Source organism: Hydrogenophaga sp. T2 (genome assembly GCF_049843535.1).
GTDB classification, from domain to species: Bacteria; Pseudomonadota; Gammaproteobacteria; order Burkholderiales; family Burkholderiaceae_C; genus Hydrogenophaga; species Hydrogenophaga crocea.
Genome location: NZ_JBBHZJ010000003.1, coordinates 270,877 through 295,818, shown reverse-complemented (window position 1 = coordinate 295,818; position 24,942 = coordinate 270,877). Strand labels below are relative to the sequence as shown.

At 70.0% G+C, this 24,942-nt stretch carries 24 protein-coding genes and 1 other RNA gene; 20 read left to right on the top strand and 5 right to left on the bottom strand.

The genetic code is table 11. The features are described 5' to 3' along the window. The first annotated feature begins 15 nt into the window (after positions 1 to 15). The 4 genes from WDZ95_RS08440 (at position 16) to htpX (ending at position 3,781) form a co-directional block, all read left to right on the top strand. The gene (locus WDZ95_RS08440) at positions 16 to 942 is read left to right on the top strand and encodes an amino acid ABC transporter substrate-binding protein (RefSeq protein WP_425777683.1); all 927 of its coding nucleotides are present in this window, start codon (positions 16 to 18) and stop codon (positions 940 to 942) included. A gap of 37 nt (positions 943 to 979) precedes the next feature. Next, entirely contained in the window at positions 980 to 2,026 is a 1,047-nt protein-coding gene (gene pyrC / locus WDZ95_RS08435; protein ID WP_425777681.1) for a dihydroorotase, read from the top strand. A gap of 5 nt (positions 2,027 to 2,031) precedes the next feature. Then, a complete protein-coding gene (locus WDZ95_RS08430) occupies positions 2,032 to 2,769 on the top strand; it encodes a DUF3025 domain-containing protein (protein ID WP_425777679.1) in 738 nt (245 codons plus the stop codon). 142 nt (positions 2,770 to 2,911) lie between these two features. Beyond that, a complete protein-coding gene (gene htpX, locus WDZ95_RS08425; protein WP_166227556.1) occupies positions 2,912 to 3,781 on the top strand; it encodes a protease HtpX in 870 nt (289 codons plus the stop codon). A 59-nt stretch (positions 3,782 to 3,840) separates the two neighbouring features. On the opposite strand, the gene WDZ95_RS08420 is transcribed toward htpX, so the two are convergent. Both WDZ95_RS08420 and WDZ95_RS08415 read right to left on the bottom strand, forming a co-directional pair. Then, positions 3,841 to 4,575, bottom strand: coding sequence for a glycine zipper 2TM domain-containing protein (locus WDZ95_RS08420; RefSeq protein ID WP_425777677.1), 735 nt, complete (start codon positions 4,573 to 4,575; stop codon positions 3,841 to 3,843). Positions 4,576 to 4,623: 48 nt separating this feature from the next. Continuing rightward, entirely contained in the window at positions 4,624 to 6,492 is a 1,869-nt protein-coding gene (locus WDZ95_RS08415; protein ID WP_425777675.1) for an NAD(P)/FAD-dependent oxidoreductase, read from the bottom strand. 118 nt (positions 6,493 to 6,610) lie between these two features. On the opposite strand from WDZ95_RS08415, the gene WDZ95_RS08410 reads away from it, so the two are divergent. The 4 genes from WDZ95_RS08410 (at position 6,611) to WDZ95_RS08395 (ending at position 9,574) form a co-directional block, all read left to right on the top strand. Beyond that, the gene (locus WDZ95_RS08410) at positions 6,611 to 7,183 is read left to right on the top strand and encodes a DUF2239 family protein (RefSeq protein WP_425777673.1); all 573 of its coding nucleotides are present in this window, start codon (positions 6,611 to 6,613) and stop codon (positions 7,181 to 7,183) included. Further along, positions 7,180 to 8,535 carry an MATE family efflux transporter gene (locus tag WDZ95_RS08405; protein ID WP_166227553.1) on the top strand — a complete coding sequence of 452 codons (1,356 nt, stop codon included), beginning with the start codon at positions 7,180 to 7,182 and terminating at the stop codon, positions 8,533 to 8,535. Before WDZ95_RS08410 ends, WDZ95_RS08405 begins: the two co-directional genes overlap by 4 nt. A gap of 27 nt (positions 8,536 to 8,562) precedes the next feature. Further along, positions 8,563 to 8,920: RNase P RNA component class A (gene rnpB, locus WDZ95_RS08400), an RNA gene on the top strand. A gap of 93 nt (positions 8,921 to 9,013) precedes the next feature. Continuing rightward, positions 9,014 to 9,574, top strand: a complete 561-nt coding sequence (locus WDZ95_RS08395; RefSeq protein ID WP_425777670.1) for a porin family protein — start codon at positions 9,014 to 9,016, stop codon at positions 9,572 to 9,574. A gap of 7 nt (positions 9,575 to 9,581) precedes the next feature. Here WDZ95_RS08395 and WDZ95_RS08390 read toward each other — a convergent pair whose 3' ends face one another. Then, positions 9,582 to 11,282: an MBL fold metallo-hydrolase gene (locus tag WDZ95_RS08390; RefSeq protein WP_425777668.1), complete on the bottom strand. Its 1,701-nt coding sequence runs from the start codon at positions 11,280 to 11,282 to the stop codon at positions 9,582 to 9,584. An 83-nt stretch (positions 11,283 to 11,365) separates the two neighbouring features. On the opposite strand from WDZ95_RS08390, the gene dapF reads away from it, so the two are divergent. The 10 genes from dapF to hslU all read left to right on the top strand — a co-directional run bounded on the left by dapF (position 11,366) and on the right by hslU (position 21,937). Next, entirely contained in the window at positions 11,366 to 12,244 is an 879-nt protein-coding gene (gene dapF, locus WDZ95_RS08385; protein ID WP_166227550.1) for a diaminopimelate epimerase, read from the top strand. 19 nt (positions 12,245 to 12,263) lie between these two features. Then, complete coding sequence (locus WDZ95_RS08380; protein WP_425777663.1) at positions 12,264 to 12,962, top strand: DUF484 family protein; 699 nt, start codon at positions 12,264 to 12,266, stop codon at positions 12,960 to 12,962. Beyond that, positions 12,959 to 13,915 carry a tyrosine recombinase XerC gene (locus WDZ95_RS08375; protein ID WP_425777661.1) on the top strand — a complete coding sequence of 319 codons (957 nt, stop codon included), beginning with the start codon at positions 12,959 to 12,961 and terminating at the stop codon, positions 13,913 to 13,915. The genes WDZ95_RS08380 and WDZ95_RS08375 overlap by 4 nt, the downstream gene beginning before the upstream one ends. Positions 13,916 to 13,966: 51 nt before the next feature. Then, positions 13,967 to 14,422 (top strand): DsrE family protein, encoded by a 456-nt coding sequence (locus WDZ95_RS08370; RefSeq protein WP_425777659.1) that lies wholly within the window; start codon positions 13,967 to 13,969, stop codon positions 14,420 to 14,422. Beyond that, complete coding sequence (locus WDZ95_RS08365) at positions 14,419 to 15,609, top strand: class I SAM-dependent rRNA methyltransferase (protein ID WP_425777657.1); 1,191 nt, start codon at positions 14,419 to 14,421, stop codon at positions 15,607 to 15,609. The genes WDZ95_RS08370 and WDZ95_RS08365 overlap by 4 nt, the downstream gene beginning before the upstream one ends. A 55-nt stretch (positions 15,610 to 15,664) precedes the next feature. Beyond that, positions 15,665 to 16,744 (top strand): CobW family GTP-binding protein, encoded by a 1,080-nt coding sequence (locus WDZ95_RS08360; RefSeq protein ID WP_425777655.1) that lies wholly within the window; start codon positions 15,665 to 15,667, stop codon positions 16,742 to 16,744. A 273-nt stretch (positions 16,745 to 17,017) separates the two neighbouring features. Continuing rightward, entirely contained in the window at positions 17,018 to 18,088 is a 1,071-nt protein-coding gene (gene dksA / locus WDZ95_RS08355) for an RNA polymerase-binding protein DksA (protein ID WP_425777653.1), read from the top strand. Positions 18,089 to 18,128: 40 nt separating this feature from the next. Next, the gene (locus tag WDZ95_RS08350; RefSeq protein ID WP_425777651.1) at positions 18,129 to 19,928 is read left to right on the top strand and encodes an STAS domain-containing protein; all 1,800 of its coding nucleotides are present in this window, start codon (positions 18,129 to 18,131) and stop codon (positions 19,926 to 19,928) included. 117 nt (positions 19,929 to 20,045) lie between these two features. After that, positions 20,046 to 20,594: an ATP-dependent protease subunit HslV gene (gene hslV / locus WDZ95_RS08345; protein ID WP_166227542.1), complete on the top strand. Its 549-nt coding sequence runs from the start codon at positions 20,046 to 20,048 to the stop codon at positions 20,592 to 20,594. Positions 20,595 to 20,602: 8 nt separating this feature from the next. Beyond that, positions 20,603 to 21,937, top strand: coding sequence for an ATP-dependent protease ATPase subunit HslU (hslU, locus tag WDZ95_RS08340; RefSeq protein ID WP_287469760.1), 1,335 nt, complete (start codon positions 20,603 to 20,605; stop codon positions 21,935 to 21,937). An 18-nt stretch (positions 21,938 to 21,955) separates the two neighbouring features. On the opposite strand, the gene WDZ95_RS08335 is transcribed toward hslU, so the two are convergent. After that, the gene (locus WDZ95_RS08335) at positions 21,956 to 22,876 is read right to left on the bottom strand and encodes a TauD/TfdA dioxygenase family protein (protein WP_425777648.1); all 921 of its coding nucleotides are present in this window, start codon (positions 22,874 to 22,876) and stop codon (positions 21,956 to 21,958) included. Positions 22,877 to 22,883: 7 nt separating this feature from the next. Continuing rightward, positions 22,884 to 23,132 (bottom strand): hypothetical protein, encoded by a 249-nt coding sequence (locus WDZ95_RS08330; protein WP_425777646.1) that lies wholly within the window; start codon positions 23,130 to 23,132, stop codon positions 22,884 to 22,886. A gap of 175 nt (positions 23,133 to 23,307) precedes the next feature. On the opposite strand from WDZ95_RS08330, the gene WDZ95_RS08325 reads away from it, so the two are divergent. Together WDZ95_RS08325 and mraZ are read left to right on the top strand one after the other, a co-directional pair. Then, entirely contained in the window at positions 23,308 to 24,264 is a 957-nt protein-coding gene (locus tag WDZ95_RS08325; protein ID WP_425777644.1) for a LysR substrate-binding domain-containing protein, read from the top strand. A 258-nt stretch (positions 24,265 to 24,522) separates the two neighbouring features. Beyond that, positions 24,523 to 24,939: a division/cell wall cluster transcriptional repressor MraZ gene (gene mraZ, locus WDZ95_RS08320; RefSeq protein ID WP_166231285.1), complete on the top strand. Its 417-nt coding sequence runs from the start codon at positions 24,523 to 24,525 to the stop codon at positions 24,937 to 24,939. The last annotated feature ends 3 nt before the right edge of the window (positions 24,940 to 24,942 follow it).

Below are 24,942 nucleotides of genomic sequence, written 5' to 3'. Positions count from 1 at the left end.
TTGGGAGGTGCCGCCATGTCCGCCGTCAACACGCTGCGTGTCTGGATCCGTATCGCGGGCATCGCCTGCGTGTTCGCCGCCCTGGGCGTGGCGCTGAGCGCACGCGCCGAGGCGCCGCCCTCGGGCCCGGTGATCGACCGGCTGCGGGCCGAGGGCCGCATCGTGATCGCGCACCGCAGCGCCTCGGTGCCGTTCTCCTACCTCGGGCCCGATGGCCAGCCCATCGGCTACGCGCTCGATCTGTGCGAGCGGCTGGTGCAGGCGCTACGCCAGCGGCTCGCGTTGCCCGAGCTCGCCGTGGTGCACCGCCTCGTGAGCCCGGCCGACCGCCTCGACGTGATCGCGCAGGGCCAGGCCCAGCTCGAATGCGGCTCCACCACCAACAACGCCGAGCGGCGCCAGCGCGTGGCTTTCACCATCCCGCACTACATCACCGGCGCGCGCCTGCTGGTGCGCGCCGACAGCCCGATCGACCGCATCGACCACCCGGCGCTGCTGCGCGTGGTGTCCACGCGCAACACCACGCCGCTGGCCGCGGTGCGGCGCATCAAGGCCATGCGCAACCTGCCGCTGGACATCGCCGAGGCCGACGACCACGAGCAGGCGCTGCGCCAGGTGGAGCGCGGCGAGGCCCAGGCTTTCGTGATGGACGACGTGCTGCTGTTTGGCCTCATCGCGCAGCGGCCCGATCCGCGCGCGCTCGCGGTGCGCGGGCGCTTCCTCACCACCGAGCCGCTGGCCATCATGCTGCCGCCCGGCGATCCGGCCTTCAAGGCCATCGTCGACGGCGAGATGCGGCGCCTGATCCTGGGCCACGAGATCGAGGCCATCTACCGGCGCTGGTTCGAGCAGCCGATTCCGCCGCACGGCCAGGCGCTGAACCTGCCCATGAACTACCTGCTGCGCGACAGCTGGAAGTACCCCAGCGACCAGGTGCCCTGAGCGGGCGGGGCGGCGCGGGCTGCGACAATCCGGGCCCATGAGCGCGACCACCCACGACACCCTCACCCTCACCCGGCCCGACGACTGGCACCTGCACGTGCGCGACGGCAACGCCCTGCAGACCGTGGTGCCGCACACCGCGGCCCAGTTCGGGCGCGCGATCATCATGCCCAACCTCAAGCCGCCGGTGACCACCGCCGCGCAGGCCAGCGCCTACCGCGAGCGCATCCTCGCCGCCGTGCCCGCGGGCATGGCCTTCGAGCCGCTCATGACGCTCTACCTCACCGACAACCTGCCCGCCGACGAGATCGCGCGCGCCAAGGCGGCCGGCGTGGTGGCGCTCAAGCTCTACCCGGCCGGCGCCACCACCAACAGCGACGCCGGCGTGACCGACATCCGCAAGACCTATCAGACCCTGGAAGCCATGCAGCGCGAGGGCGTGCTGCTGCTGGTGCACGGCGAGGTCACTTCGAGCGACATCGACCTGTTCGACCGCGAGGCCGTGTTCATCGATCAGGTGCTGATCCCGCTGCGCCGCGACTTCCCCGAGCTCAAGATCGTGATGGAGCACATCACCACGAAGGAAGCCGCGCAGTACGTGGCCGAGGCGGGGGCGCACACCGCGGCCACCATCACCGCGCACCACCTGCTGTTCAACCGCAACGCCATCTTCCAGGGCGGCATCCGGCCGCACTATTACTGCCTGCCGGTGCTCAAGCGCGAAACGCACCGCCTCGCGCTGGTGCAGGCGGCCACCGGCGGCAGCGACCGCTTCTTCCTGGGCACCGACAGCGCGCCGCACCCGGCGCACCTGAAGGAACATGCCACGGGCTGCGCGGGCTGCTACACCGCGCACGCCGCGATCGAGCTCTACGCCGAGGCCTTCGAGGCCGCAAACGCGCTCGACAAGCTCGAAGCCTTCGCCAGCTTCCACGGCCCCGACTTCTACGGCCTGCCGCGCAACACCGGCAGCGTGACGCTGCGCCGCGAGAGCTGGACACCGCCCGAGGCCTTCGCGTTCGGCGAGGCCGAGCTCAAGCCGCTGCGCGCGGGCGAAGCGCTGCGCTGGAGGCTGGTGGCCTGAACCCGATGGTGCTGGACTGGTCGGCCCCGTGGTTCGCGCCCGTGGCCGAGGCCGGCCGTGCGGTGCAGGCCGCGCGGGCCGCGGGCCTGTCGCTGCCCGAGGCGCTCAACGCCGCCGCGCCCGGCCCCTTGCGTGCCGTGCCGCAGGCCGAACTGCCCGAGGGCGTGGCCTACGAGGCCTTCATCGGCGAGACCGGCCGCGTGCCCACGCGCGAGAACCTGCACGACGGCTTCAACGGCCTGATCTGGCACCGTTTCCCGCTCGCCAAGCGCCGCCTCAACCGCTTGCAGGCCGATGCCATCGCAGCGCAGGGCGTGGGCGCGGTGCGCGGCCCCCTGCGCGATGCGATCACGCTGTTCGACGAGAACGCCGCGCTGCTGCAGGCGCCGCCCGCCCTGTGGGACGCGCTGCGCGCGCGCGACTGGCAGCGCCTGTTCGTGAGCGAGCGCGCGCTCTGGTCAGGGGCGCGGCTGGTGCTGTTCGGGCATGCGCTGCTGGAAAAGCTCGCGCAGCCCTACAAGTCGATCACCGCGCACGTGTTCACCGAAGCCGTGCCCGCCGCGCTGGGCACCGACCTCGCCGCGTGGGACGGCTGGCTGGCCGAGCGGCTGCGGCCCGAGGCCCTGGCGTGCAAGCCCTTCACGCCCCTGCCCGTGCTGGGCATACCGGGCTGGTGGCCGCCCAATGAAAGGGCGGACTTCTACGCCGATGCGCAGGTGTTCCGCGCGCCGCGGCGGGCATGAATCCCGCTTGAAAAAACGCGCCGCCGGCCCCACGTGCGGCCTCGGTATCATCCGCTGCCCCGCCAGGGCGGCGGGAACCTGATGGCCCGAAACGGGTCAGTGCGCTGCCGGCCAGCACGGGCCGGCGCCTAACGGAGCATCCATGAAACGCATCCTGCTGTTCGTCCTGACCAACGTCGCCGTGATGGCGGTGTTGCTCATCACCACGCGCATCCTCGGCGTGGACCGTTTCCTCACGGCCAACGGCCTGAACATGACGGCCCTGGCCGGCTTCTCGCTGGTGATGGGTTTCGGCGGCGCGATCATCTCGCTGCTCATCAGCAAGCCCATGGCCAAGTTCAGCACCGGGGCGCGCGTGATCAACCCGCCGCAGAACGCCGACGAGGCCTGGATCGTGGCGACGGTGCAGAAATTCGCCGACAAGGCCGGCATCGGCATGCCCGAGGTGGCGATCTTCGAAGGCGCGCCCAACGCCTTCGCCACCGGCGCTTTCAAGAACAGCGCGCTCGTGGCCGTGTCCACCGGCCTGCTGCAGAACATGACGCGCGAAGAGGTCGAGGCCGTGATCGGCCACGAGGTGGCGCACATCGCCAACGGCGACATGGTCACCATGACGCTGATCCAGGGCGTGATGAACACCTTCGTGGTGTTCCTGTCGCGCATCATCGGCTACGCGGTCGACAGCTTCCTTCGCCGCGGCAGCGACAACAACTCGGGCCCCGGCATCGGCTACATGGTGACCACCATCGTGATGGACATCGTGCTGGGCTTCCTGGCCGCGATCATCGTGGCCTGGTTCAGCCGCCAGCGTGAGTTCCGCGCCGACGCGGGCGCCGCCCAGCTCATGGGCCGCAAGCAGCCCATGATCAACGCGCTGGCCCGCCTGGGCGGCCTCGAACCCGGCGAGCTGCCCAAGACCATGCAGGCGCTGGGCATCACGGGTGGCCTGGGCAAGCTGTTCAGCACCCACCCGCCGATCGAAGAACGCATCGCGGCGCTGCAGCAGAACTGAGGCGCACCGCCCATGCAAAAGGCCACCCTCGGGTGGCCTTTTTGCTGGGCGCCGCGGTTTCAGCGGCGGTATTCGAAATCGGGGCGGCGGTAGCCCGGCGGGTAGCGGTCCGGGTAGCGGTCGTTCCATTCGTGGCGCGGGCGCCAGCCCGGGGCCGGGTGGTAGCGCTGGCCGCCGATGATCACGACCTCGGTCGAGATGTTCGAGTAGCCGCTCGGGTAGGTGTCGTACACCACGGCCGGCGCGACGGGCGTTTCATAGCGCACCTGCGGGCGGGTCGGGTAGATCGGCGCCGGGGCGGCGGGCAGGGCGTCCACCGGGGCCACGTTCAGGCGCACGTAGCGGCCCGGGTCCTGCGCCATCTGGGTGCGGTACTGGCGGCCCGCGTACTCGTAGAGCACATCGTAGGCCACGGTGCGCGGTTCGTAGAAGGTCTGCGTGCTGCAGTTGCGCACGATCTCGGTCTGCGCCGGGCCCGCGCCTTCGATGCGGTTGCCCAGGATGGCGCCGCCGATCAGGCCGATGGCCGTGGCCGCCGCGCGGCCACCACCGTCGCCGATGGCATTGCCCGCGGCGCCGCCCGCGATCGCCCCCAGCACGGCGCCCGCGCCCGACTTGGCGCCCGGCCGGGTCACCTGCTGGTCGATGCAGACGTTTTGCGGCACGGCCACCTGCTGGATGATGGGCGTGCTGCTGATGACGCGACCCTGCTCTTCCTGGGCGTGGGCCATGCCGGTGGCGGTGGCCGCAACGGCCACCAGGGGAAGCCAGCGAAGCGATCTCGGGGTGTTCACGGAAGACTCCTGGGAGTAAGGGGGAGACTGGATGCTGCGCCCGGCGTGTCAAGCCGGGGTGCCGACCTTGTCACTATTTGTAAGGCGCCCGACGGGCGGCAGGCCCAGCGCGTCGCAGGCCAGGGCCTCGGCCACCTTCAAACCGTCGACACCGGCCGACAGGATGCCGCCCGCGTAGCCCGCGCCTTCGCCGGCCGGGTACAGGCCGCGCGTGTTGAGGCTCTGGAAGTCGTCGCCGCGCGTGATGCGCAGCGGCGACGAGGTGCGGGTCTCGACCGCGGTGAGCAGGGCGTCGGGCAGGTCATAGCCGCGGATCTGGCGGCCGAACACGGGCAACGCCTCGCGCATGGCCTCGACCGCATAGGCGGGCAGCACACGCGACAGATCGGTGAGGTGGATGCCCGGCCGGTACGAGGGCTCGACCTCGCCGAGCGCGGTCGACGGCGTGGCCGCGAGGAAATCGCCCAGGCGCTGCGCGGGCGCGCTGTAGTCGCCGCCGCCTTCCACGAAGGCGCGGCTTTCGAGCTGGCGCTGCAGCACCACACCGGCCAGCGGGTGGTGGCGGCCCTGGGCGCGCAGGGCCTGGGCCTGCTGCGCATAGCGCGTGCCGTCGGCCTCGCCGAAGGCGGCGGTCCACAAGGGCAGGTCCTGCGGAAAGGTCTGCGGGTAGTCGGCGGGGTCGATGCCCACCACCAGGCCCGAGTTGGCGTTGCGTTCGGCGCGCGAGTACTGGCTCATGCCGTTGGTGACCACGCGGCCCGGCTCGGACGTGGCAGCCACCACGGTGCCGCCCGGGCACATGCAGAAGCTGTAGACGGCGCGGCCGTTCTGCGCGTGGTGCACGAGCTTGTAGTCGGCCGCGCCGAGCAGTGGGTGGCCGGCGTGGCGGCCCCAGCGCGCGCGGTCGATCAGGCTTTGCGGGTGTTCGATGCGCACGCCCACCGAGAACGGCTTGGCTTCGAGGAACACCCCCGCGTCCCAGAGCCAGGCGAAGGTGTCGCGCGAGCTGTGGCCGAGCGCGAGCACCACGCGCTGCGCGGGCAGTTCGCTGGCGGTGCCGGTCGCGAGGTCGGCCACGCGCAGCCCGGTCAGGCGCAGGCCCGCGCCATCGGGCACGGTCTGCACGCCCACCACCTGCTGCTGGAAGCGGATTTCGCCGCCGAGGGACAGGATCTTCTCGCGCATGGCCTCGACCACCTTCACGAGCTTGAAGGTGCCGATGTGGGGGTGCGCTTCGTAGAGGATCTCGCTCGGCGCGCCGGCCTCGACGAAGGCGTGCATGACCTTGCGGCCGAAGAAGCGCGGGTCCTTGATCTGGCTGTAGAGCTTGCCGTCGGAGAACAGGCCCGCGCCGCCTTCGCCGAACTGCACGTTGCTCTGCGGGTCGAGCCGGCGCTTGCGCCACAGGCCCCAGGTGTCCTTGGTGCGCTCGCGCACCGGCTTGCCGCGTTCGAGCACGATGGGGCGCAGGCCCATTTCGGCGAGCGCGAGCGCGGCGAACAGGCCGCAGGGGCCCAGGCCCACCACCACCGGGCGTTCGCCCTCGGCGCTGCCGAAGGCGGCCGGTGCGTGGCCGGGCGCGCGCCAGGCCATGTCGGGCGTGGCGCGCACGTGCGGGTGGCGTGCGTGCTGCGCGAGCAGCGCGGCCTCTTGCGCGGGGTCGCGCAGCGTGAGGTCGACGATGTAGACCGCGAGCAGTTCGGCCTTGCGCGCGTCGAAACTGCGCTTGAAGACCTGGAGGTCGGCGATGTCGGCCGGGGCGATGCCCAGCACCTGCGCGGCGAGCGCGGTGAGGGCGGCAACGGGGTGGGGCGCGGGCGCGCGGTCGGCCTCGGTTTCGGCCGGGGCGTCGGCCGCGCGGCGCTCATCGAACGGCACCTCGGCCAGGGGGAGCTTGAGCTCGGCGATGCGGATCATGGTCGTGGGGCTTGTGGTGATCAAGCAGGACGAAAGCGCGCATTGTCCTCGCAGTCGTCCGGCCCGCTGCTCAAAATAACCCGGGTGAAATTAAAAAACCCGGGTAGAATTGCCCGCCATGACAGCCTGCACCGCCTTTCTCGGACACCGCCGCGTGGCCTTCGGCCCCGGCGACGAGGTCGCCCGTACCCTGGCCACGCTCGACCTGTCGGGCGGCGGCCTGCTGGTGTTCGACGACGCCACCGGCGAGCAGCGCGACTACCCGTTCGCGCCCCAGGCTGCCGCGCCTGGCCCCGCCGCTTTGGCCACTGCGGCCCCTGGCGTGGGCCGTCCGCGCCTGGGGGTGGTCGCGCGCGAAGTGACGCTGCTGCCGCGCCACTGGGCCTGGCTGGCGCAGCAGCCGGGCGGTGCGTCGGCCGCGCTGCGCCGGCTGGTGGACGAGGCGCGCCGCAGCCATGCCGAGCGCGATTCGCGCCGCGCGGCCACGGAACGCGCCTACCGTTTCATGAGCGCCATCGCGGGCGCCCTGCCGGGCTTCGAAGAAGCCACGCGCGCCCTGTTCGCGCACGACGGCGAGGCCTTCGCCCGGCGCATCGAGTCCTGGCCGCCCGACGTGCGCGCCCATGCTGCCTGGCTCGCACGCGACGCGTTCGCGCCCACCGACACCGATTCCTCCCGAGGCGATTCATGACACCCCAAGCCCACCGCCCCCTCTGGCGGGTCTACCTCGTGTTCCTCGTGCCCATGGTGTTGTCCAACATCCTGCAGGGCCTGTCGGGCACGCTCAACGGCATCTTCATCGGCCAGCTGCTGGGCACGCATGCGCTGGCCGCGGTGTCGGGCATGTTCCCCATCGTGTTCTTCTTCATCTCGCTGGTGATCGGCATCGGTGCCGGCGCCTCGGTGCTGATCGGCCAGGCCTGGGGCGCGGGCGAGCCGCACAAGGTCAAGCAGATCGCGGGCACGGCGCTGGTGCTGGGGGCGCTCATCGGGCTGCTGGCGGCGGCGCTGGGCGGCGTGTTCGCGCGCCCCGCCATGGTGGCGCTCGGCACGCCCGCCGACGTGCTCGACGACGCGGTGTCGTACGCCCGCGTGATGCTGCTCATCATGCCGCTGCTGCTGGTGTTCATCCTGTTCACGCAATTGCTGCGCGGCGTGAGCGACACGGTGTCGCCGCTGCTGGCGCTGCTGCTGTCCACCGGCCTGGGCCTGGTGCTCACGCCCGCGCTGATCCAGGGCTGGCTGGGTCTGCCGCCGCTGGGCATCCGCAGCGCGGCCTATGCGGGCCTGGTGTCGTACGCGGTGGCGCTGGCCTTTCTGGCCTGGCGCCTGAAGCGGCTGCACAGCGTGATGGCTTTCGACCGCGCGATGCTGCTGGCGCTGCGGCTGGACCGCGAGATCCTGGGCAAGGTGATGCGCATCGGCCTGCCCACGGGCGTGCAGATGGTGGTGATCTCCGCGTCCGAGCTCGTGATCCTCACGCTGGTGAACGCCCATGGCTCGCAGGCCACGGCGGCCTACGGCGCGGTGACGCAGGTGGTGAACTACGTGCAGTTCCCCGCGCTGTCCATCGCCATCACCACGTCCATCCTGGCCGCGCAGTCGATCGGCGCGGGCCATACCGAGCGGCTGGGCGCCATCCTGCGCACGGGGCTGTGGCTCAACGCGGCGCTCACGGGCTCGCTGGTGCTGCTGGGCTATGCGCTGTCGCACCACCTGCTGGGGCTGTTCCTCACCCAGCCCGAGGTGCGCCAGCAGGCCGAGCACCTGCTGCACATCATGCTGTGGAGCATCCTGGTGTTCGGCTTCCAGGCCATCGTGGGCGGCTTGATGCGCGCCAGCGGCGTGGTGCTGGTGCCGATGGCGATCTCGGTGTTCTGCATTCTGGGCGTGCAGTTGCCCGCGGCCTGGTGGCTCGACCTGCGCCTGGGGCTCGAAGGCGTGTGGATCGCCTTTCCCGTGGCCTACCTGTGCATGCTGGCCTTGCAGACCTCGTACTACCGCCTGGTGTGGCGGCACCGCCGGATCGAGCGGCTGGTGTGACGCGGGCCGCGGCGATAATCGCGGCGTGAAGCGCGCCAGACCGCCGCTGGCACAAGACCCGAAAGGGTGTGCTGGAGGAACGTCCGGACTGCACAGGGCAGCGTAGGAGGTAACACCTCTCCACCGACCAGCCGCTGGGTTCGCCCGGCGGCCCTAAGGTGAGGATCAGAGCAACAGAGACGAGTCGGCCCGGGGCGACCCGGGCCGGGTGAAACGGGCAATCTCTACGCGCAGCAACACCAAATAGGCCAGCGTCGATGTGGCTCCGCGGAGCTGGCGGGTAGGTGGCATCGAGCCGGGTGGGTGACCCCCGGCCCAGAAGAATGGCGGTCACGGTCGGGGCGACCCGGCCGCACAGAATCCGGCTTATCGGCGCGCTTCACACTTTTGCGCCAGGCACTCCCGCCCGCGGGAACGGCAATTGCCAATGGACAGCCCCCGCCCCCGGGGTCCGTTCCATCCCCCCACAGGAGTGCCCATGAATCCCCTTTGCAGAACCCTGCTGTCTTCGCTGCTCGCGGCCGGTGTGTGCGGCGCCGCTCACGCACAGTCCACCGACTCGAAGTGGTACGGCGAGATCGGCCTGTCGCAACTCAACATCAAGGCCGAGGACGGCCCGCTGAGCGCCAAGGCGCGCCCCGGCCTGCTCACCGGCACCATCGGCTACCAGTGGCTGCCCAACCTCGCGGTCGAGGGCTTCGTGGCCGGCGGTGTGTCCAAAGACGAGATCAAGCTCAACGGGGTGAACACCGGCATCGACGCCAAGATCCCGAGCGCCTATGGCATCTTCTTCAAGCCGGGCATCCGTCTGGGCGAGCGCGTGGAGTTGTTCGGCCGCGTGGGCTATGCGCGCACCAAGCTGCAGCTGTCGGCCGGGGGCATCAACGTCGACGAGACCGGCGACGACGTGGCCTACGGCCTCGGCCTCAACGTGCACCTGAGCCGGCAGTCGTACCTGCAGGCGAACTGGATGAACTACCACGACAGCGACAACATCAAGGTCGAAGGCGTGGGCCTGGTCTACGGCCGGCGCTTCTGACCCGTGTTCAGAGATTGAAGCCGCCGAGCGCGCGGATGCGCTCCACGTGCGCGAGCAGCGAGCGGCGTGCCACGGGCCACAGACGCTCGGGCACGTCGTCGTAGGCCAGCGGCACCCAGTCGTCGAGGCCGCCGTCGGGGCGCAACTGCATGGCGCGCGCGATCTTGGCCTCGCGCGCGAGGCGGTGGGCCTTGAGCTGGTCGATCGCGCGGCGCGCGCCGCCCTCGACCGGCGCCGACAGGTTGTCGGGCGTGCGCCGCAGGTCGCCCAGCACGTGGCCGTGCGCGGGCAGGATGAAGTCGATGCCGTGCGTGTCGCACAGCGCGGCCAGGCGGTCGAGCGAATCGAGGTAGGCCGCCATGTTGCCGTCGGGCGGGTCGATCACCGTGGTGCTGCCGTTGAGGATGTGGTCACCCGAGAACAGCAGGCCGTCTTCGAGCAGCACGAGGCACAGGTGGTTGGCGGCGTGGCCCGGCGTGTGCACGGCCATGAGCGTGTGCGTGGTGCCCGCGGCGTCGCGCAGCACCAGCCGCTCGCCGTCGGCGAGTTCGCGGTCGGGCGTGAAGCGGCTGTTCTCGCGCGCCGTGGGTGCGCTGGCCAGGCCGAGCACGGGCGGCCGCGGCCGCCCGGCCTTCTCGCAGAGTTGCTGCAGTCGCTTGGCGCCGGGCGAGTGGTCGGGGTGCGAATGGGTGCAGACGATGGCGCGCAGGTCGGCGCCCACGGCGCGCCACAGGCGCTCGATGTGCTCGGGCTCGTCGGGGCCCGGGTCGATCGCGATGTAGCCCGTGCCCGGGTCGCCCACGAGGTAGCTGTTGGTGCCGGGGCCGGTCATCACGCCGCTGTTGGGCGCGGTCAGGCGCTGCACCTGCCGCAGCAGCGGCACCGGCTGCTCGTGCTGCCAGTCCAGCGGGTGCACGATCTGGCCGTCGGGGCAGACCAGCGCGAGTTCGCCAAACGGCGGCTCGTGCTCCATGTGGCGCGATTCGCGGCCATGGATCAGGCCCGCGCGCGGGCAGCTCGTCCACAGCGGCTCGTCGTGCGCGGCGCAGGCCTTGAGCACCTCGTCCACCGTGGCGTGGGCCTGCAGCCGCTCGAGCGTGCGGATGGTGGGGAAGATGATGAAGAAGCGGCCCTCGGCGTGGCGCGCGAGCGCGTCGGCCGGGCGCACCCAGATCGGCTCGAACTGCTCGCTCTCGTCGGCCACGGGCTCCTGGCCCTCGGGCATGCGGGCGACCAGAAAGGGCACGTCGAAGCGGCGCGAGAGGTCGCGGTCGGTGATCCAGTGCGCCAGCACGAAGACCTCGTCGGCCGCGAGCCGCAGGCCGCGCGCGCGGCACTGCGGTGCGAACGGGGCCTTGCGGTCGAGCGCGTCGATGTCGTCGCCATTGGCCCAGCGGCCATCGGCACGGCGCGCGAGCAGCACGCCCAGTTCCTCGAAGCTCTCGCGAATGGCCGCGATGGCCTGGGTGAGCCGCAGATCGGTCTGGGTGGGACGGCGCGAAGCCACGCCGAAGGCCTGGGCGTCGGCGGCGTCGATGCCGCCGCCCGGAAACACGTAGGCGCCGGGCGCAAAACTGGCCGACATCGAGCGGCGGGTCATCAGCACCTCGACGCCCTGGGGGCCATCACGCAGCAGCAGCACGGTGGCGGCGGGACGCAGGGGCGCGATGGCGCGCGGCGGGTGCAGGAGTTGGGTGGGGCGGACCATGGCGGCGATTGTGGGGGAGGGCGGTGCGGTCTTGCGTCGTGCAGGTGTCAGGCCGGCGGGGCTCGGCGGATAATCGCGGCCTTATGCAGATCCGCTTCACCAAGATGCAAGGCGCGGGCAACGACTTCGTCGTGCTCGACGAGACGCATGGTCTGCTCGGCCTGAGCGCGGCGCAGTACCGCTTCCTCGCCGACCGGCATTTCGGTGTCGGCGCCGACCAGATCCTGTCCGTGCGGCCCGCGCCCGCGCCCGGGCTCGACTTCGAGTACGTGATCCACAATGCCGACGGCGGCGAGGTGGAGCACTGCGGCAACGGGGCGCGCTGCTTCGTGCGCTACGTGCACGATCAGGGCCTGAGCGAGCGCAACCCGCTGCGCGTGAAGGTCAAGAAGGGCGTGATCGAGCTCAAGCGCCTGGCCGATGGCCGCGTCACCGTCGACATGGGCCCGCCCGTGTTCGCGCTGGCCGACGTGCCGTTCAACGCCAGCGGGCTCAAGCCCGAGCGCCTCAACGGCTTCGAGCGCTGGCCGCTCACCTTGCCCTACGCGGGCGAAGTGCCGGTGGCCGTGCTGTCCATGGGCAACCCGCACGCCGTGCTGCGGGTCGACGACGTGGACGACGCACCCGTGGCGGGCTGGGGCCCGCTGATCGAAGTCCACGAGCGCTTTCCGCAGCGCGTGAACGCGGGCTTCCTGCAGGTGGTGGACCGCACCACCGTGAAACTGCGGGTCTACGAACGCGGTGCGGGCGAGACCCTGGCCTGCGGCACCGGCGCCTGCGCCGCGGTGGTCGCAGGCATCCGCCTGGGCTGGCTCGACGAGCGCGTGGACGTGCACACGCGCGGCGGGCTGCTCACCATCGAATGGAAGGCCTCCGACGGCCTCGACGCCCCCGTCTTCATGACCGGCCCCGCCACGCCCGTGTTCAACGGCGTGATCGAGGTCCCCGACCACCTGAGCTGAACCCCTCACCCCCTTCACCATGACCCAGCCGATCCCGCCGATCACCGAGGACGACATCGCCCAGTACCTGGCCAACAGCCCCGACTTCTTCGAGCGCCACGCCGGCCTGCTGGCCGAGGTGCAGCTCACCAGCCCGCACGGCGGGCGCGCGGTGAGCCTGCAGGAGCGCCAGGCCGAGATGCTGCGCGAGAAGATCAAGGGCCTGGAGCTCAAGGCCGCCGAAATGGTGCGCCACGGCAAGGAGAACACCGCCATCGCCGACAAGCTGCAGCGCTGGACGCGCGAGCTGCTGATGGTGCGCGAGGCGCGCGAGGTGCCGCTGGTGGTGGCGGTCGAGCTCGCGAGCCAGTTCATGGTGCCGCAGGTGGCGATCAAGGTCTGGGGCGTGGCCGATGCCTTCGCGCACGAGGCCTATGCGCAGGGCGCGAGCGAGGACGTGCGCGCCTTCGCGTCTTCGCTCACCGCGCCGTACTGCGGCAACAACCCGGGCCTGGAAGCCGCGCAGTGGCTGGCCGACCCCTCGGCAGCGGCCTCGCTGGCACTGATTCCGCTGCGCGCGGGCGCGGCGCCGCAGGCCTTCGGCCTGCTGGTGCTGGCCTCGGCCGACCCGCAGCGTTTCGCGCCCGACATGGGCACCGACTTCCTCGAGCGCATCGGCGAGCTCGCGAGCGCCGCGCTCGCGCGCCTGCGGCCCGTGGTGCCTGCCGCCACCGAATGAACGCTGCCGGCCCGCTGCGCACCGACGACGACGCGGGCCTGGTCGCGGCCTACCTCGAACACGTGCGCGTGGCCAAACGGCTGGCCGAGCGCACCGTGGCGCTCTACACCGAAGACCTGCGCAAGCTCGCGGGCTTCGCGGGCGAGGCCGGCGTGGCGCTGCCGCAGGTGCAGATGCACCACGTGCGGCGCTGGATCGCGCAGATGCACAGCGGTGGCCGCAGCCCGCGCGGCATCGCGCTCGTGCTCTCCGGCTGGCGTGGCTTCTACACCTGGCTCGCGCGGCAGGGCATCACGCAGCACCACCCGGTGCGCGATGTGCGCGCGCCCAAGGCCGGCAAGCCGCTGCCCAAGGCGCTCGCGGTCGACGACGCGGTGCGCCTGGCCGAACACACGCAGGCCGACGACCATCCCGGCCTCGAAGCGCGCGACGCCTGCATCACCGAGCTGCTCTACGGCTGCGGCCTGCGCATCGGCGAGCTCGTGGGTCTCGACGTGGCGGCCAGCGCCAGCGCGCGCGGCTGGATCGACCTCGACGCGGGCGAAGCCCATGTGCTGGGCAAGGGCAGCAAGCGGCGCAGCGTGCCCGTGGGCCGCGCCGCGCTCGCGGCCCTGCGCCGCTGGCTCGAGGCGCGCGCCGCCTGGGCAGGCGGCGATGCGGCGCTGTTCATCGGTCAGCGCGGCCAGCGCCTGACGCCGCAGCACATCCGCGTGCGCCTCAAGCGCCGCTCGCTGCAGGCCGGCCTGACCACCCCGGTGCATCCGCACATGCTGCGCCACTCGTTCGCCAGCCACGTGCTGCAGTCCAGCGGCGACCTGCGCGCGGTGCAGGAGCTGCTGGGCCACGCCAACATCGGCACCACCCAGGTCTATACGCGCCTCGACTTCCAGCACCTCGCGCAGGTGTACGACGCGGCCCACCCGCGCGCGCGCAGCGGCCCGGGCAAGTCCTGAGCGGCGCGCGCCCGTTTTTCCTTTTCCATCTCACCTTTTCCCGGAGATCCCATGCCCCGTCTGTTGCTCACCCTGAAGTCCGCGCTGTTCGCGCTCGCCGTGGCGCTGGCCGCGCCGGTCCAGGCGCAGTCCGCAGCGCCGGCGGCCGAGCCGGCCATCAAGACCGTCTACCACATGAGCGAAGGCATTGCCCAGGCCACGCGCGGCCTGGGCAACATCCGCAACCACCTGGCGGCCGACCCGAAGGCCAAGATCGTGGTGGTCACGCACGGCGCGGGCATCGATTTCCTGCTGCAGGGCGCGGTCAATGCGAACAACCAGCCCTTCGCGGGTGCCATCGCCGACCTCGCCAACAAGGGCGTGGAGTTCCGCGTGTGCAACAACACCCTGGTGTCGCGCAACATCGACCCGTCCAAGGTGGTGATGGAGGCCTCGGTGGTGCCCTCGGGCGTGGCCGAGGTGGCCCGCCTGCAGGCGCGCGAAGGCTTTACCTACCTGCGTCCGTGAAGACCATCCGCCTCAAGCCCGGCAAGGAGCGCTCGCTGCTGCGCCGCCACCCCTGGGTGTTCGATGGCGCGGTGGCCAAGGGCAGCGCCGACCCGGGCGAGACCGTGCGCGTGGACGATGCCGAGGGCCGCTTCCTGGCCTGGGGCGCGTGCTCGCCGGCCTCGAAGATCCGCGTGCGCGCCTGGAGCTTCGAGCAGGCCCAGCGCATCGACGCGGCCTTTTTCTGCGAGCGCCTGCGCGCGGCCATCGCGCTGCGCGAGCGCCTGGCCGTGGCCAGCGACGGCGTGCGCCTGGTGCACGCCGAGGCCGACGGCCTGCCCGGTCTGGTGGTGGACCGCTACGGCGACACCCTGGTCGCGCAGTTCGGCGCCGCGGGCGTGGAGCGCTGGAAGGGCGTGATCGCCGACGCGCTGCTCGAGCTCACCGGGTTGTCGCGCCTGTACGAGCGCAGCGACACCAGCAGCCGTCAGCTCGAAGGCCTGCCCGAGGCCACGGGCTGGCTGCGCGGCGGCGGCGACACCGCCCTGGTGCTCCAGGAGCACGGCTGCAAGCTCGGCCTCGATGTGGCGCTGGGCCACAAGACCGGCTACTACCTCGACCAGCGCGACAACCGCGGCCTGTGCCGCGAGCTCGTGCAGCGCTACGGCCTGGCCGAGGTGCTCAACTGCTACAGCTACACCGGCGGCTTCACCGTGGCCGCGCTCGCGGGCGGCGCGCAGCGCGTGGTGTCGGTCGATTCCTCGGGCCCGGCGCTGCAGCAGGCCGCGGCCAACGTGGCGCTCAACGGCCTCGACGCGGCGCGCTGCGAATGGCTGGACGCCGACGTGAACGCCACGCTGCGCCGCTTCGTCGAGCAAGGCCGCCAGTTCGACGCCATCGTGCTCGACCCGCCCAAGCTCGCGCCCACCGCGGCGCATGCCGAACGCGCCGCGCGCGCCTACAAGGACATCAACCGCCTGGGCTTCAAGCTGCTCAAGCCCGGCGGCTTGCTGCTCACGTTTTCGTGCTCGGGCGGCGTGGGCGTGGAGTTGTTCCACAAGATCGTGGCCTCGGCCGGGATCGACGCCGGCGTGGACGGCGTGTTCCTGCAGCGCATGGGCGGCGCGCCCGACCACCCCATGACCGTGCAGTTCCCCGAGGGCGAATACCTCAAGGGCCTGGTGGTGATGCGCCGGCCCACCGCCTGAGCGGTTTGCTATCGATACACTGTTGCGTTTTCTGTTCACCCACCCCTGACCGCCCATGGCCCTCATCCCCGCGACCATCCTCACCGGCTTCCTCGGCTCGGGCAAGACCACGCTGCTCAAGCGCGTGCTCACCGAGGCCCACGGCCAGAAGATCGCCGTCGTCGAAAACGAGTTCGGCGAAGAGAACATCGACAACGAGATCCTGGTGGCCGACACCACCGAGAACATCATCCAGATGAGCAACGGCTGCATCTGCTGCACCATCCGCGACGACCTGCGCGCCACGCTGGCCGACCTGGCGCAGAAGAAGCGCAAGGGCGAGCTCGATTTCGAGCGGGTGGTGATCGAGACCACCGGCCTGGCCGACCCCGGCCCCGTGGCGCAAACCTTCTTCATGGACGACGAGGTGGCCGAGCAGTACCTGCTCGACGCCATCGTGACCCTGGTGGACGCCAAGCACGCGGCCCAGCAGCTCAACGACCGCCAGGAAGCGCGCCGTCAGGTGGGTTTCGCCGACCAGATCTTCATCAGCAAGGCCGACCTGGTGGGCGCCGAGGAGGTGGACGCGCTGATCCACCGCTTGAAGCACATGAACCCGCGCGCGCCCATGCGAACCGCCCACTTCGGCGACGTCGCGATCAAGGAGATCTTCGACCTGCGCGGCTTCAACCTCAATGCCAAGCTCGAGATCGACCCGGACTTCCTCAAGCCCGACGACCACGATCACGACCATGGGCACGACCATGACCATGATCACCACGACCATGACCACGCGCATGGCGAGCATTGCAACCACCCCTCGCACCAGCACGGTCACGGCCATCACCACCACCACGACGATGATGTGAAGAGCTTCGTCTTCCGCGCCGACCGCCCCTTCAGCCCCGAGAAACTCGAAGACTTCCTGGGCGCGATCGTGCAGGTGTATGGCCCGCGCATGCTGCGCTACAAGGGCGTGCTGCACATGGACGGCACCGGGCGCAAGGTGATCTTCCAGGGCGTGCACCAGCTCATGGGCAGCGACCTCGGGCCCGAGTGGGGGCCGGACGAGAAGCGCCAGAGCAAGATGGTGTTCATCGGCATCGACCTGCCGCGCGACATCCTCGAACAAGGCCTCAACCAGGCCTTGCTGTGAAGCGCGCCGGGTCGCCGGTGCGCGGCGTGTCGTGGGGTTTGGCACAACACCCGCAACGTCCTGCGCCATCAAGGCCTCGGCACATCGCTACAATCGCGCGCGCCGAAAGGGCTGGGGGGTCCGTCCGGGGTGTTCACGCCCTGGGCCTGGGTTGGCAAGCGGTATAACAGTGCCCTTGCCGACGCGACTCCGGTCCGAATCGTCGACACCGGTCCACGGGCCGGGGCTTGATGCCCTGTCCGTGCCACGCCCGCCATCCACAGGAGTTCCTTTGTGAAAGCCCCGGCTTCCAAGGCAGCGAAAGCAGGCAAGTCTTCCGCTGCGGCCAAGACGGCCAAAGCGGTGGCGAGCGCGCGCAAGCCGGTCACGAAGGCTCCGCCGGCCAAGACCGCCGCCAAGAAGGCGCCGGTGGCCAAGGCCGCGAAAGCGGCACCGGCCAAGGCCCCTGCAAAGGCGCCGGCCAAGGCCGCTGCGAAGCCTGTGGCCAAGGCGCCGGCGAAGGTGCCGGCAAAAGCGCCTGCGAAAGCACCGGTCAAGCCCGTGGCCAAGACCGCCGCGAAGCCCGCCCCCAAGACGGCGGTGCCAGCGGCGGCGAAACCGGTGGCGAAGGCCGCCGCTCCCGCAGCGGCCAAACCCGTTGCCAAGGCTGCGGTGGCCCGTGCGGCCTCCGAGGCCCAGGCCCTGATCGACAAGGTGGCGGCAACACCCGCACCCCTGACGACCGTTGCCGTGCCCAAGCCCGCGAGCAAGCGCGACATGCGCAAGGCCATGCTCGAACAGATGACCCAGGCGGAGGTGGTGCCCACCCACGCCCCGGACGCCGCCAAGGCGACCTTTACACACACGATTGAGCGAACCGCCATGACGACCCCAGTCCCTGCTTCCCTTCAAAAAGACCCCAAACGGGCCAACAACTGGAAGACCTTGCCGGTCGAACAACTCACCGATCAGGACGTGCTCTCCATGCCCGATGGCGAGTACATGAACGACCAGCAGCTCGCTTTCTTCCGCCTCAAGCTGCAGCGCCTGAAGGCCGACATGCTGGCCAACGCCGGTGAAACCACCGAGCACCTGCGCGAAGACACCGTGGTCGTGCCCGACCCGGCCGACCGCGCTACCATCGAGGAAGAACACGCCCTTGAGCTGCGCACGCGCGACCGCGAGCGCAAGCTGCTCAAGAAAATCGAACAGGCCATCGCGCGCATCGACTCGGGCGACTACGGCTACTGCGAGGAAACCGGCGAACCCATCGGCGTCGGCCGCCTCATGGCGCGGCCCACCGCCAGCCTGTCGCTTGAAGCGCAGCAGCGCCGCGAGCTCAAGCAGAAGATGTTCGGCGACTGAGTTCTCTCGGCACCTTTCCCGATTCCCCGACGACTTCTCCATGGCCAAGGACGATTCCAGCGGCGGCTTTCTCTCCAAGGTGGTGAAGTTCGTTCGCCACCCCACCACCAGCTGGGCCGATCTCGACACCCGCCAGGCCGACCGCGAAAGCGAGTACAGCAAGGCGGCGCTCAAGGAGATGATCGAGCGCAAGCGCCGCAACGACTTCGTGCGCAAGCGCGAGTTCGACATGCTGCGCAAGATCCGCAGCCGCGAAGGCACGCCCGCCGAAGCGCAGGGCATGCGGCCGTCGTTCTTCCAGAGCAGCATGCCGTCCAAGCCCGACGACCGGGCCATGACGCTCAAGAAGATCGACGAGATCGAAGCCCAGATGTCCATGCAATGGTGGAAGACCAAGGGCGCCGACTCCATCAACAGCACCGGCTCGGGCGGCAACAGTTCGCAGGCCCCGATCTCGGGCGCGCACAAGCCCAGCGAGCCGCGTCCCATGCCCGCGGTCGACCCCGCGCGCCTGAAGGCGCAGTACGACGTCACCGAGCCCGCGCCGCTGCTCAACCCGGTCAACGCACGCGCCGCGCCCGCGCCTGCGCCCGTGGCCGATGCGGCCGCCAAGACCGTGCCCGCGCCGCTCAAGCCCTCGTCCACCGCGCGCACCGGCCTGATGGCGCCGCGCGCCAGCGGGCACAGCAGCCACGGCTCCACCTTCTCGGCGTCGCACTTCTACGCGCTCGACGTGCAGGAGATCGTGCAGGACCCTGAGGTGGAGGAGGCCGCGATCCGTTTCGCCAACGGCGACGACGCGGGCGCCGAGCAGGGCCTGCTCGAGGTGCTGGGCGCCGACGGCCCGCGCCCGGCGCAGGAGTCCGACTGGCTCGCGCTGTTCGACCTCTACCGCGCCACCGGCCAGCTCGCCCCGTTCGAGAACCGCGCCGTCGACTTCGCCACGCGCTTCAACCGCTCGGCCCCGCAGTGGTACGACATGCCCGCCGAAGTGGCGCGGGCCGTGGGCCGCACCGAGACGCCCTGGGCCGCCGGCCAGACCCGCGCCATCTGGGTCGCCGAGGCCGAGCTCGACGCCCATGCCATCGGCACGCTGCAAAACGTGCTGGCGCGCGCGCGCCAGCCCTGGGTGCTCGACTGGACCCCGCTCACCGCCATGGACCCCAAGGCCGCGCGCGCGCTGCTGGGCCTGGTCACGCTCTGGACCGACCAGGACGTCGACCTGCAGTTCGCCGGCGGCAGCCGCCTGCGCGACCTGCTCAAGAGCATGACACCCTCGGGCCGCCGCGACGTGGAGCAGCTCTGGTGGGAGCTGCGCATGGCCGTGCTGCGGCTCATGAACCGCGTCGACGAGTTCGAGCTCACCGCGCTCGACTTCTGCGTCACCTACGAGCTCTCGCCCCCGGGCTGGGAGAAGCCGCGCTGCCGCTACCAGTCGGTGCGCGGCGACAACGGCGACGAAAGCCTGCACTCGGTGCTCGGCGAATCGGTGCTGGAGGCCGCGCCCACCACGGTGTCGGGCGAGTCCATCATCGATTCGCCCACGGGCGGCTACAGCCACCTGGGCCTGGTCGAGCTGCTCGGCGAAATCCGCGGCGATGCGCAGGGCACGATCGACATGCTCGAGCTGCGCCTGAACGGCGCCGACGTGCTCATCCTCTCGTGCCGCAACCTGATCCGCGTCGACTTCTCGGCCGCCGGCACGCTGCTCAACTGGGTCACGGGCCACCACGCCGAAGGCCGGCTGGTGCAGTTCGTCGACGTGCACCGCCTGGTCTCGGCCTTCTTCCACGTCGTGGGCATCACCGAATACGCCAAGGTGGTGGTGCGCAACGACTGACCGGCGGCACCCCCGCCGCGCTGCGCGCGACCCCGCAAGGGGCGGCACCGATGGCCGGGCCAAGCCGGTTGCACGGTGTCTCTTGATCGGCTCCCTCGAACCCCCATCTTGTTTTCCATGGAATCCTTTCACGGCACCACCATCGTTTGTGTCCGGCGCGAAACGCCGTCGGGCGTGCAGGTCGCCATCGGCGGCGACGGGCAGGTGACGCTCGGCAACATCGTGATCAAGGGCACGGCGCGCAAGGTGCGCAAGCTGCACCACGACCGCGTGCTCGCGGGCTTCGCGGGCGCCACGGCCGACGCCTTCACCCTGTTCGAGCGCTTCGAGGCCAAGCTCGAAAAGCACCAGGGTCACCTCGCGCGGGCGGCCATCGAACTCACGCGCGACTGGCGCACCGACCGCGTGCTTCGCCGGCTCGAGGCCATGCTGGCCGTGGCCGACAAGACCGCGGCCCTGGTCATCACCGGCAACGGCGACGTGCTCGAACCCGAACACGGCATCGTGGCCATCGGCTCGGGCGGTGCGTATGCGCAGGCCGCGGCCAAGGCGCTGATCGACCACACCGCGCTCAGTGCCGAGCAGGTGGTGCGGCAATCGCTCGCGATCGCGGGCGAGCTGTGTATCTACACCAACATGAACCACACGATCGAGACACTCGACTGACCAGCGCCATGTCGTCCATGACCCCGCAGGAGATCGTCTCCGAACTCGACCGCTTCATCATCGGCCAGCAGGGCGCCAAGCGCGCCGTGGCCATCGCGCTGCGCAACCGCTGGCGCCGCCAGCTCGTGGACGAGAAGCTGCGTCCCGAGATCACGCCCAAGAACATCCTCATGATCGGGCCCACGGGTGTGGGCAAGACCGAGATCGCGCGCCGGCTCGCCAAGCTCGCTGATGCGCCCTTCATCAAGGTCGAGGCCACCAAGTTCACCGAGGTGGGTTATGTGGGCAAGGACGTGGACAGCATCGTGCGCGACCTGGCCGACATCGCGATCAAGCAGATGCGCGAGAGCGAGATGCGCAAGCAGCGCGCGCGCGCCGAAGACGCCGCCGAGGAACGCATCCTCGACGCGTTGATCCCGCCGCCGCGCAGTGTGGGCTTCGAGCCGCCGCCACCGGCGCAGGACAGCACCGCGCGCCAGACGTTTCGCAAGAAGCTGCGCCAGGGCGAACTCGACGAGCGCGAGATCGAAATCGAACTCGCCGAGCCGCGCCCGGCCATGGAAATCATGGGCCCGGCGGGCATGGAGGAAATGGCCGAGCAGCTCAAGGGCCTGTTCGGCCAGTTCGGTGCCGGCCGCAAGCAGGTGCGCAAGCTGCGCATCGCCGAGGCCATGAAGCTGCTCATCGACGAAGAAGCGGCCAAGCTCGTCAACGAGGACGACATCAAGACGCGCGCCCTGCACAACGCCGAGCAGAACGGCATCGTGTTCATCGACGAGATCGACAAGGTCACCTCGCGCAGCAGCGAGGGCGGCACCGCCGAGGTGTCGCGCCAGGGCGTGCAACGCGACCTGCTGCCGCTGGTGGAGGGCACCACGGTGTCGACCAAGTACGGCCCGATCAAGACCGACCACATCCTGTTCATCGCGAGCGGCGCGTTCCACCTGTCCAAACCCAGCGACCTGATCCCCGAGCTGCAGGGCCGTTTCCCGATCCGGGTCGAGCTGCAATCGCTCTCGGTCGACGATTTCGAGGCCATCCTCACGCAGACCCATGCCTCGCTGGTGCGCCAATACCAGGCCTTGCTGGCCACCGAGGGCGTGAGCCTCGCGTTCACGCCCGACGGCATTCGCCAGCTCGCGCAGATCGCCTGCGAGGTCAATGAACGCACCGAGAACATCGGCGCGCGCCGCCTGTCGACGGTGATGGAGCACCTGCTTGACGAGGTCAGCTTCGATGCCCCGAACCGGCAGGGGCAGACGGTGGCCATCGACGCGGCCTATGTGAATCAACGCCTCGGCGCGCTGAGCCGCGACGAAGACCTGTCGCGCTACATCCTCTGAGGTGCCGGCCGGCGGGCCTCAGGCCGCGTGCACCCGGCTTCGGGTGCCGTCCAGGGCCATGGGCAGGTCGCCGGCCACCGTCACGCGCCGCATGATGCGCATGCGGTCGCCATAGTCGTTGATCGCGTAGTGCTGCGTGGCGCGGTTGTCCCACATGACCAGGTCGCCCGGGGCCCAGCGCCAGCGGATGGTGTTCTCGAGGCGCGTCACATGGGCCTGCAGGATTTCGTAGATGCGGTCCGAATCGTGGGTGTCGCAGTGCACGAAGCGCTGGGCGTAGTGACCCAGCAGCAGGCAGCGCTCGCCGGTTTCGGGGTGCACGCACACCACGGGGTGTTCGCTCTTGATCACCTGTGATGCGTACCGCCGGCGGTACTGGCGCGCGGCCTCGTCGCGCAGCAACTCGACCCGGCTGGCCGCGTAGTCGAAGTCGTTGCCGTGCACCGCCCACAGGCGGTCGGCCATGGCCCGGATCGGCGCGGGCAGGTGGTCGTAGGCCGCGGCGGTGTTGGCCCACACCGTGTCGCCGCCGCGCTGCGGCAGCGTCACCGCCCGCAACATCGAGATCTTCGGCGGGCGCAGCTCGAAGGTGACGTCGGTGTGCCAGGAGTTGGCACGGCCACCGCGGTGCGAATGCAGCTCGAGGATCGATCCGTCGGCCGGGTCGCCCACCGTCGGGTGGCCCACGATGTCGCCGAATTGCGCCGCGAAATCGCGGTGCGATTCGTCGCTGAGCTGATGCTGGTTGCGAAAGAACACCACCCGGTATTTCAGCAGCATCTGGTGGATAAATCCGATTTCGTCGGCCGACATGTTGTGCCGCACGACCATGCCGCGCAATTCCACGCCGAATTCGTCGGAAAACGGCAGGGCGTGGTGAATCGATCGACCCTTGACGTCGCACGCAGACAGTTGTGATTCAGGCAGTGGTGTTTCCATGGGCGGCTCAAGTGGCGCGTTGAAAGGCGAAACGGAGCAGGGTGGCTTCACAGCGCCCCCGCAAGATGAACAAGGCCTGCGTCACGGTGCCCTGAATGGGAGGGCCGGGCGGCTGGCTTTGCAGCAGGCTTGCCAATGCCGGGCCGAGCGCCGCCTGGTAGCGTTCGATGAATTCGTCGGTTTCACCGTCGGGCGGTGAAACCATGAAGGCGCAAAAATCCACATTGGCCACGAAACGGTCCAGTGGGGTGGCCATTTGGGCGCCAGTCGGGTTGAAGAGGAGGGGGAAGAGAATGGTTGAGAGGGATGCCTTTTTGATCATGGATTCGTGACAGCGTTAGGCCTCGATTTCATGGAATTATTAGATTGATCTTAGGCTTGCAAAACGCCTGCAGGCAAACAAAGAGTTGTTATCCGCGGCATAACAGACCGTGAATTCACCCACGCCACCCGCGCCTTCCGACCCCCCGGCGCGCGCCGACATGCTGCGCGGGCGCCTGCTCGCACCCGAGCTGCTGCGCGCCTTCGTGGCCGTGGTCGACTGCGAGGGCCACACCGCCGCGGCCCGCTACCTGCACCGCACCCAGGCCGCCATCAGCCAGCAGATCTCACGGCTCGAAGACTGCGTGGGAACCGATCTGTTCGAACACCGCAAGAAGCCCTTGCGGCTCACCGATGCCGGTCGCGTGCTGCTGGGCTACGCGCGCCGCCTGCTCGCGCTCAACCAGGAGGCGATGGCGCAGATGCAGCCGGACATCGTGCGCGGCACCGTGCGCATGGGCGCGACGCACTTCTACGCCACGGCGGTGCTGCCGCCGCTGCTGGCCGAGTTTTCGGCGCTCTACCCGGCGATCCACATCGATCTGCAGGTGGGCGTCGCCGGAGAGATGCAGCGCAAGCTCGGCACGGAGTTCGACATCACGATCAACGCCTTCCAGAGCGGCCAGGGCCACGGCGTGCTGCTGCGCCGCGACCCGGTGGTGTGGGCGGTGTCGCGGCGCGCCGATCCTCACCGCAAGACCCCGCTGCCACTGGCGGTGTTGCCTTCGGGCTCGCTGCTGCGGCGCTGGGCCGAGGAAGCGCTGACCGCCGCGGGCAGGCCCTGGGTGGTGGTGCAGGAGAGCGCCAGCGTGGAGGTGCTCAAGGCCTCGGTGATGGCCGGGCTCGCGGTGGGTGTGTTCCAGAAGGCCTCCGTCGGCCACCTCGCGGGCCTGCGCTTGCTGACGCCCGACGAGGGCTTTGCGCCGCTTCCGCTGTCCGAGATGTGGCTGGAGCGCGCCGATCGCGAGCTGCCGCGGGCGGCGATGTGCCTGTATGGCTTTCTGCGCGAGCAATTGCCGCCCTGGGACCTGCCGCTGGCCGCGCCGATCGGGCCGGGCGCGGCCTGAGCGACCGCCTGTCGCCCCATCACGGGGCACGGACACCCCATGCGGGTGTTCCGGTTTTGAAGCATCACATGCAGAGCACGTTGTAAGTGCTTGCTTTTTATGTGCTTTTTGGCTTCAAAAGTTGCACGAAATCGCCTCTAAGTGGTTGATTTCATTGGAAAAAAGGCGAGCGACACCGCTCGCTTTGCGGTTTTTTCCTGCTACAGTGGAAAAAAGTGCAATTAAGTGGTGGAAAGTCCCATTTCCAGGGTGATCGCGGTGTTCCAGGGCGCCTCCAATCTCAGTCTCGATGCCAAGGGTCGGCTCTCCGTGCCGACCCGGCACCGTGACGCCCTGGGCGGCGCGCTGACCATCACCAAGCACCCGCACGGCTGCCTGATGGTGTTTCCGCGCGAAGCCTGGCTCGAGTTCAGCGGCCGCATCGCCACCCTGCCCATGCAGGCGCAGTGGTGGAAGCGGATTTTCCTCGGCAACGCCATGGACGTGGAGGTCGATGGCACCGGCCGCGTGCTCGTCTCGCCCGAGCTGCGCGCCGCCGCCGGCATCAGCAAGGACGTGGTGCTGCTCGGCATGGGCGCCTACCTCGAGCTGTGGGACGCCCAGGCCTATGCGGCCCAGGAGGCCGAGGCCATGAAGGCCGAGATGCCCGACGTGTTCAAGGACTTTTCGTTCTGAGGA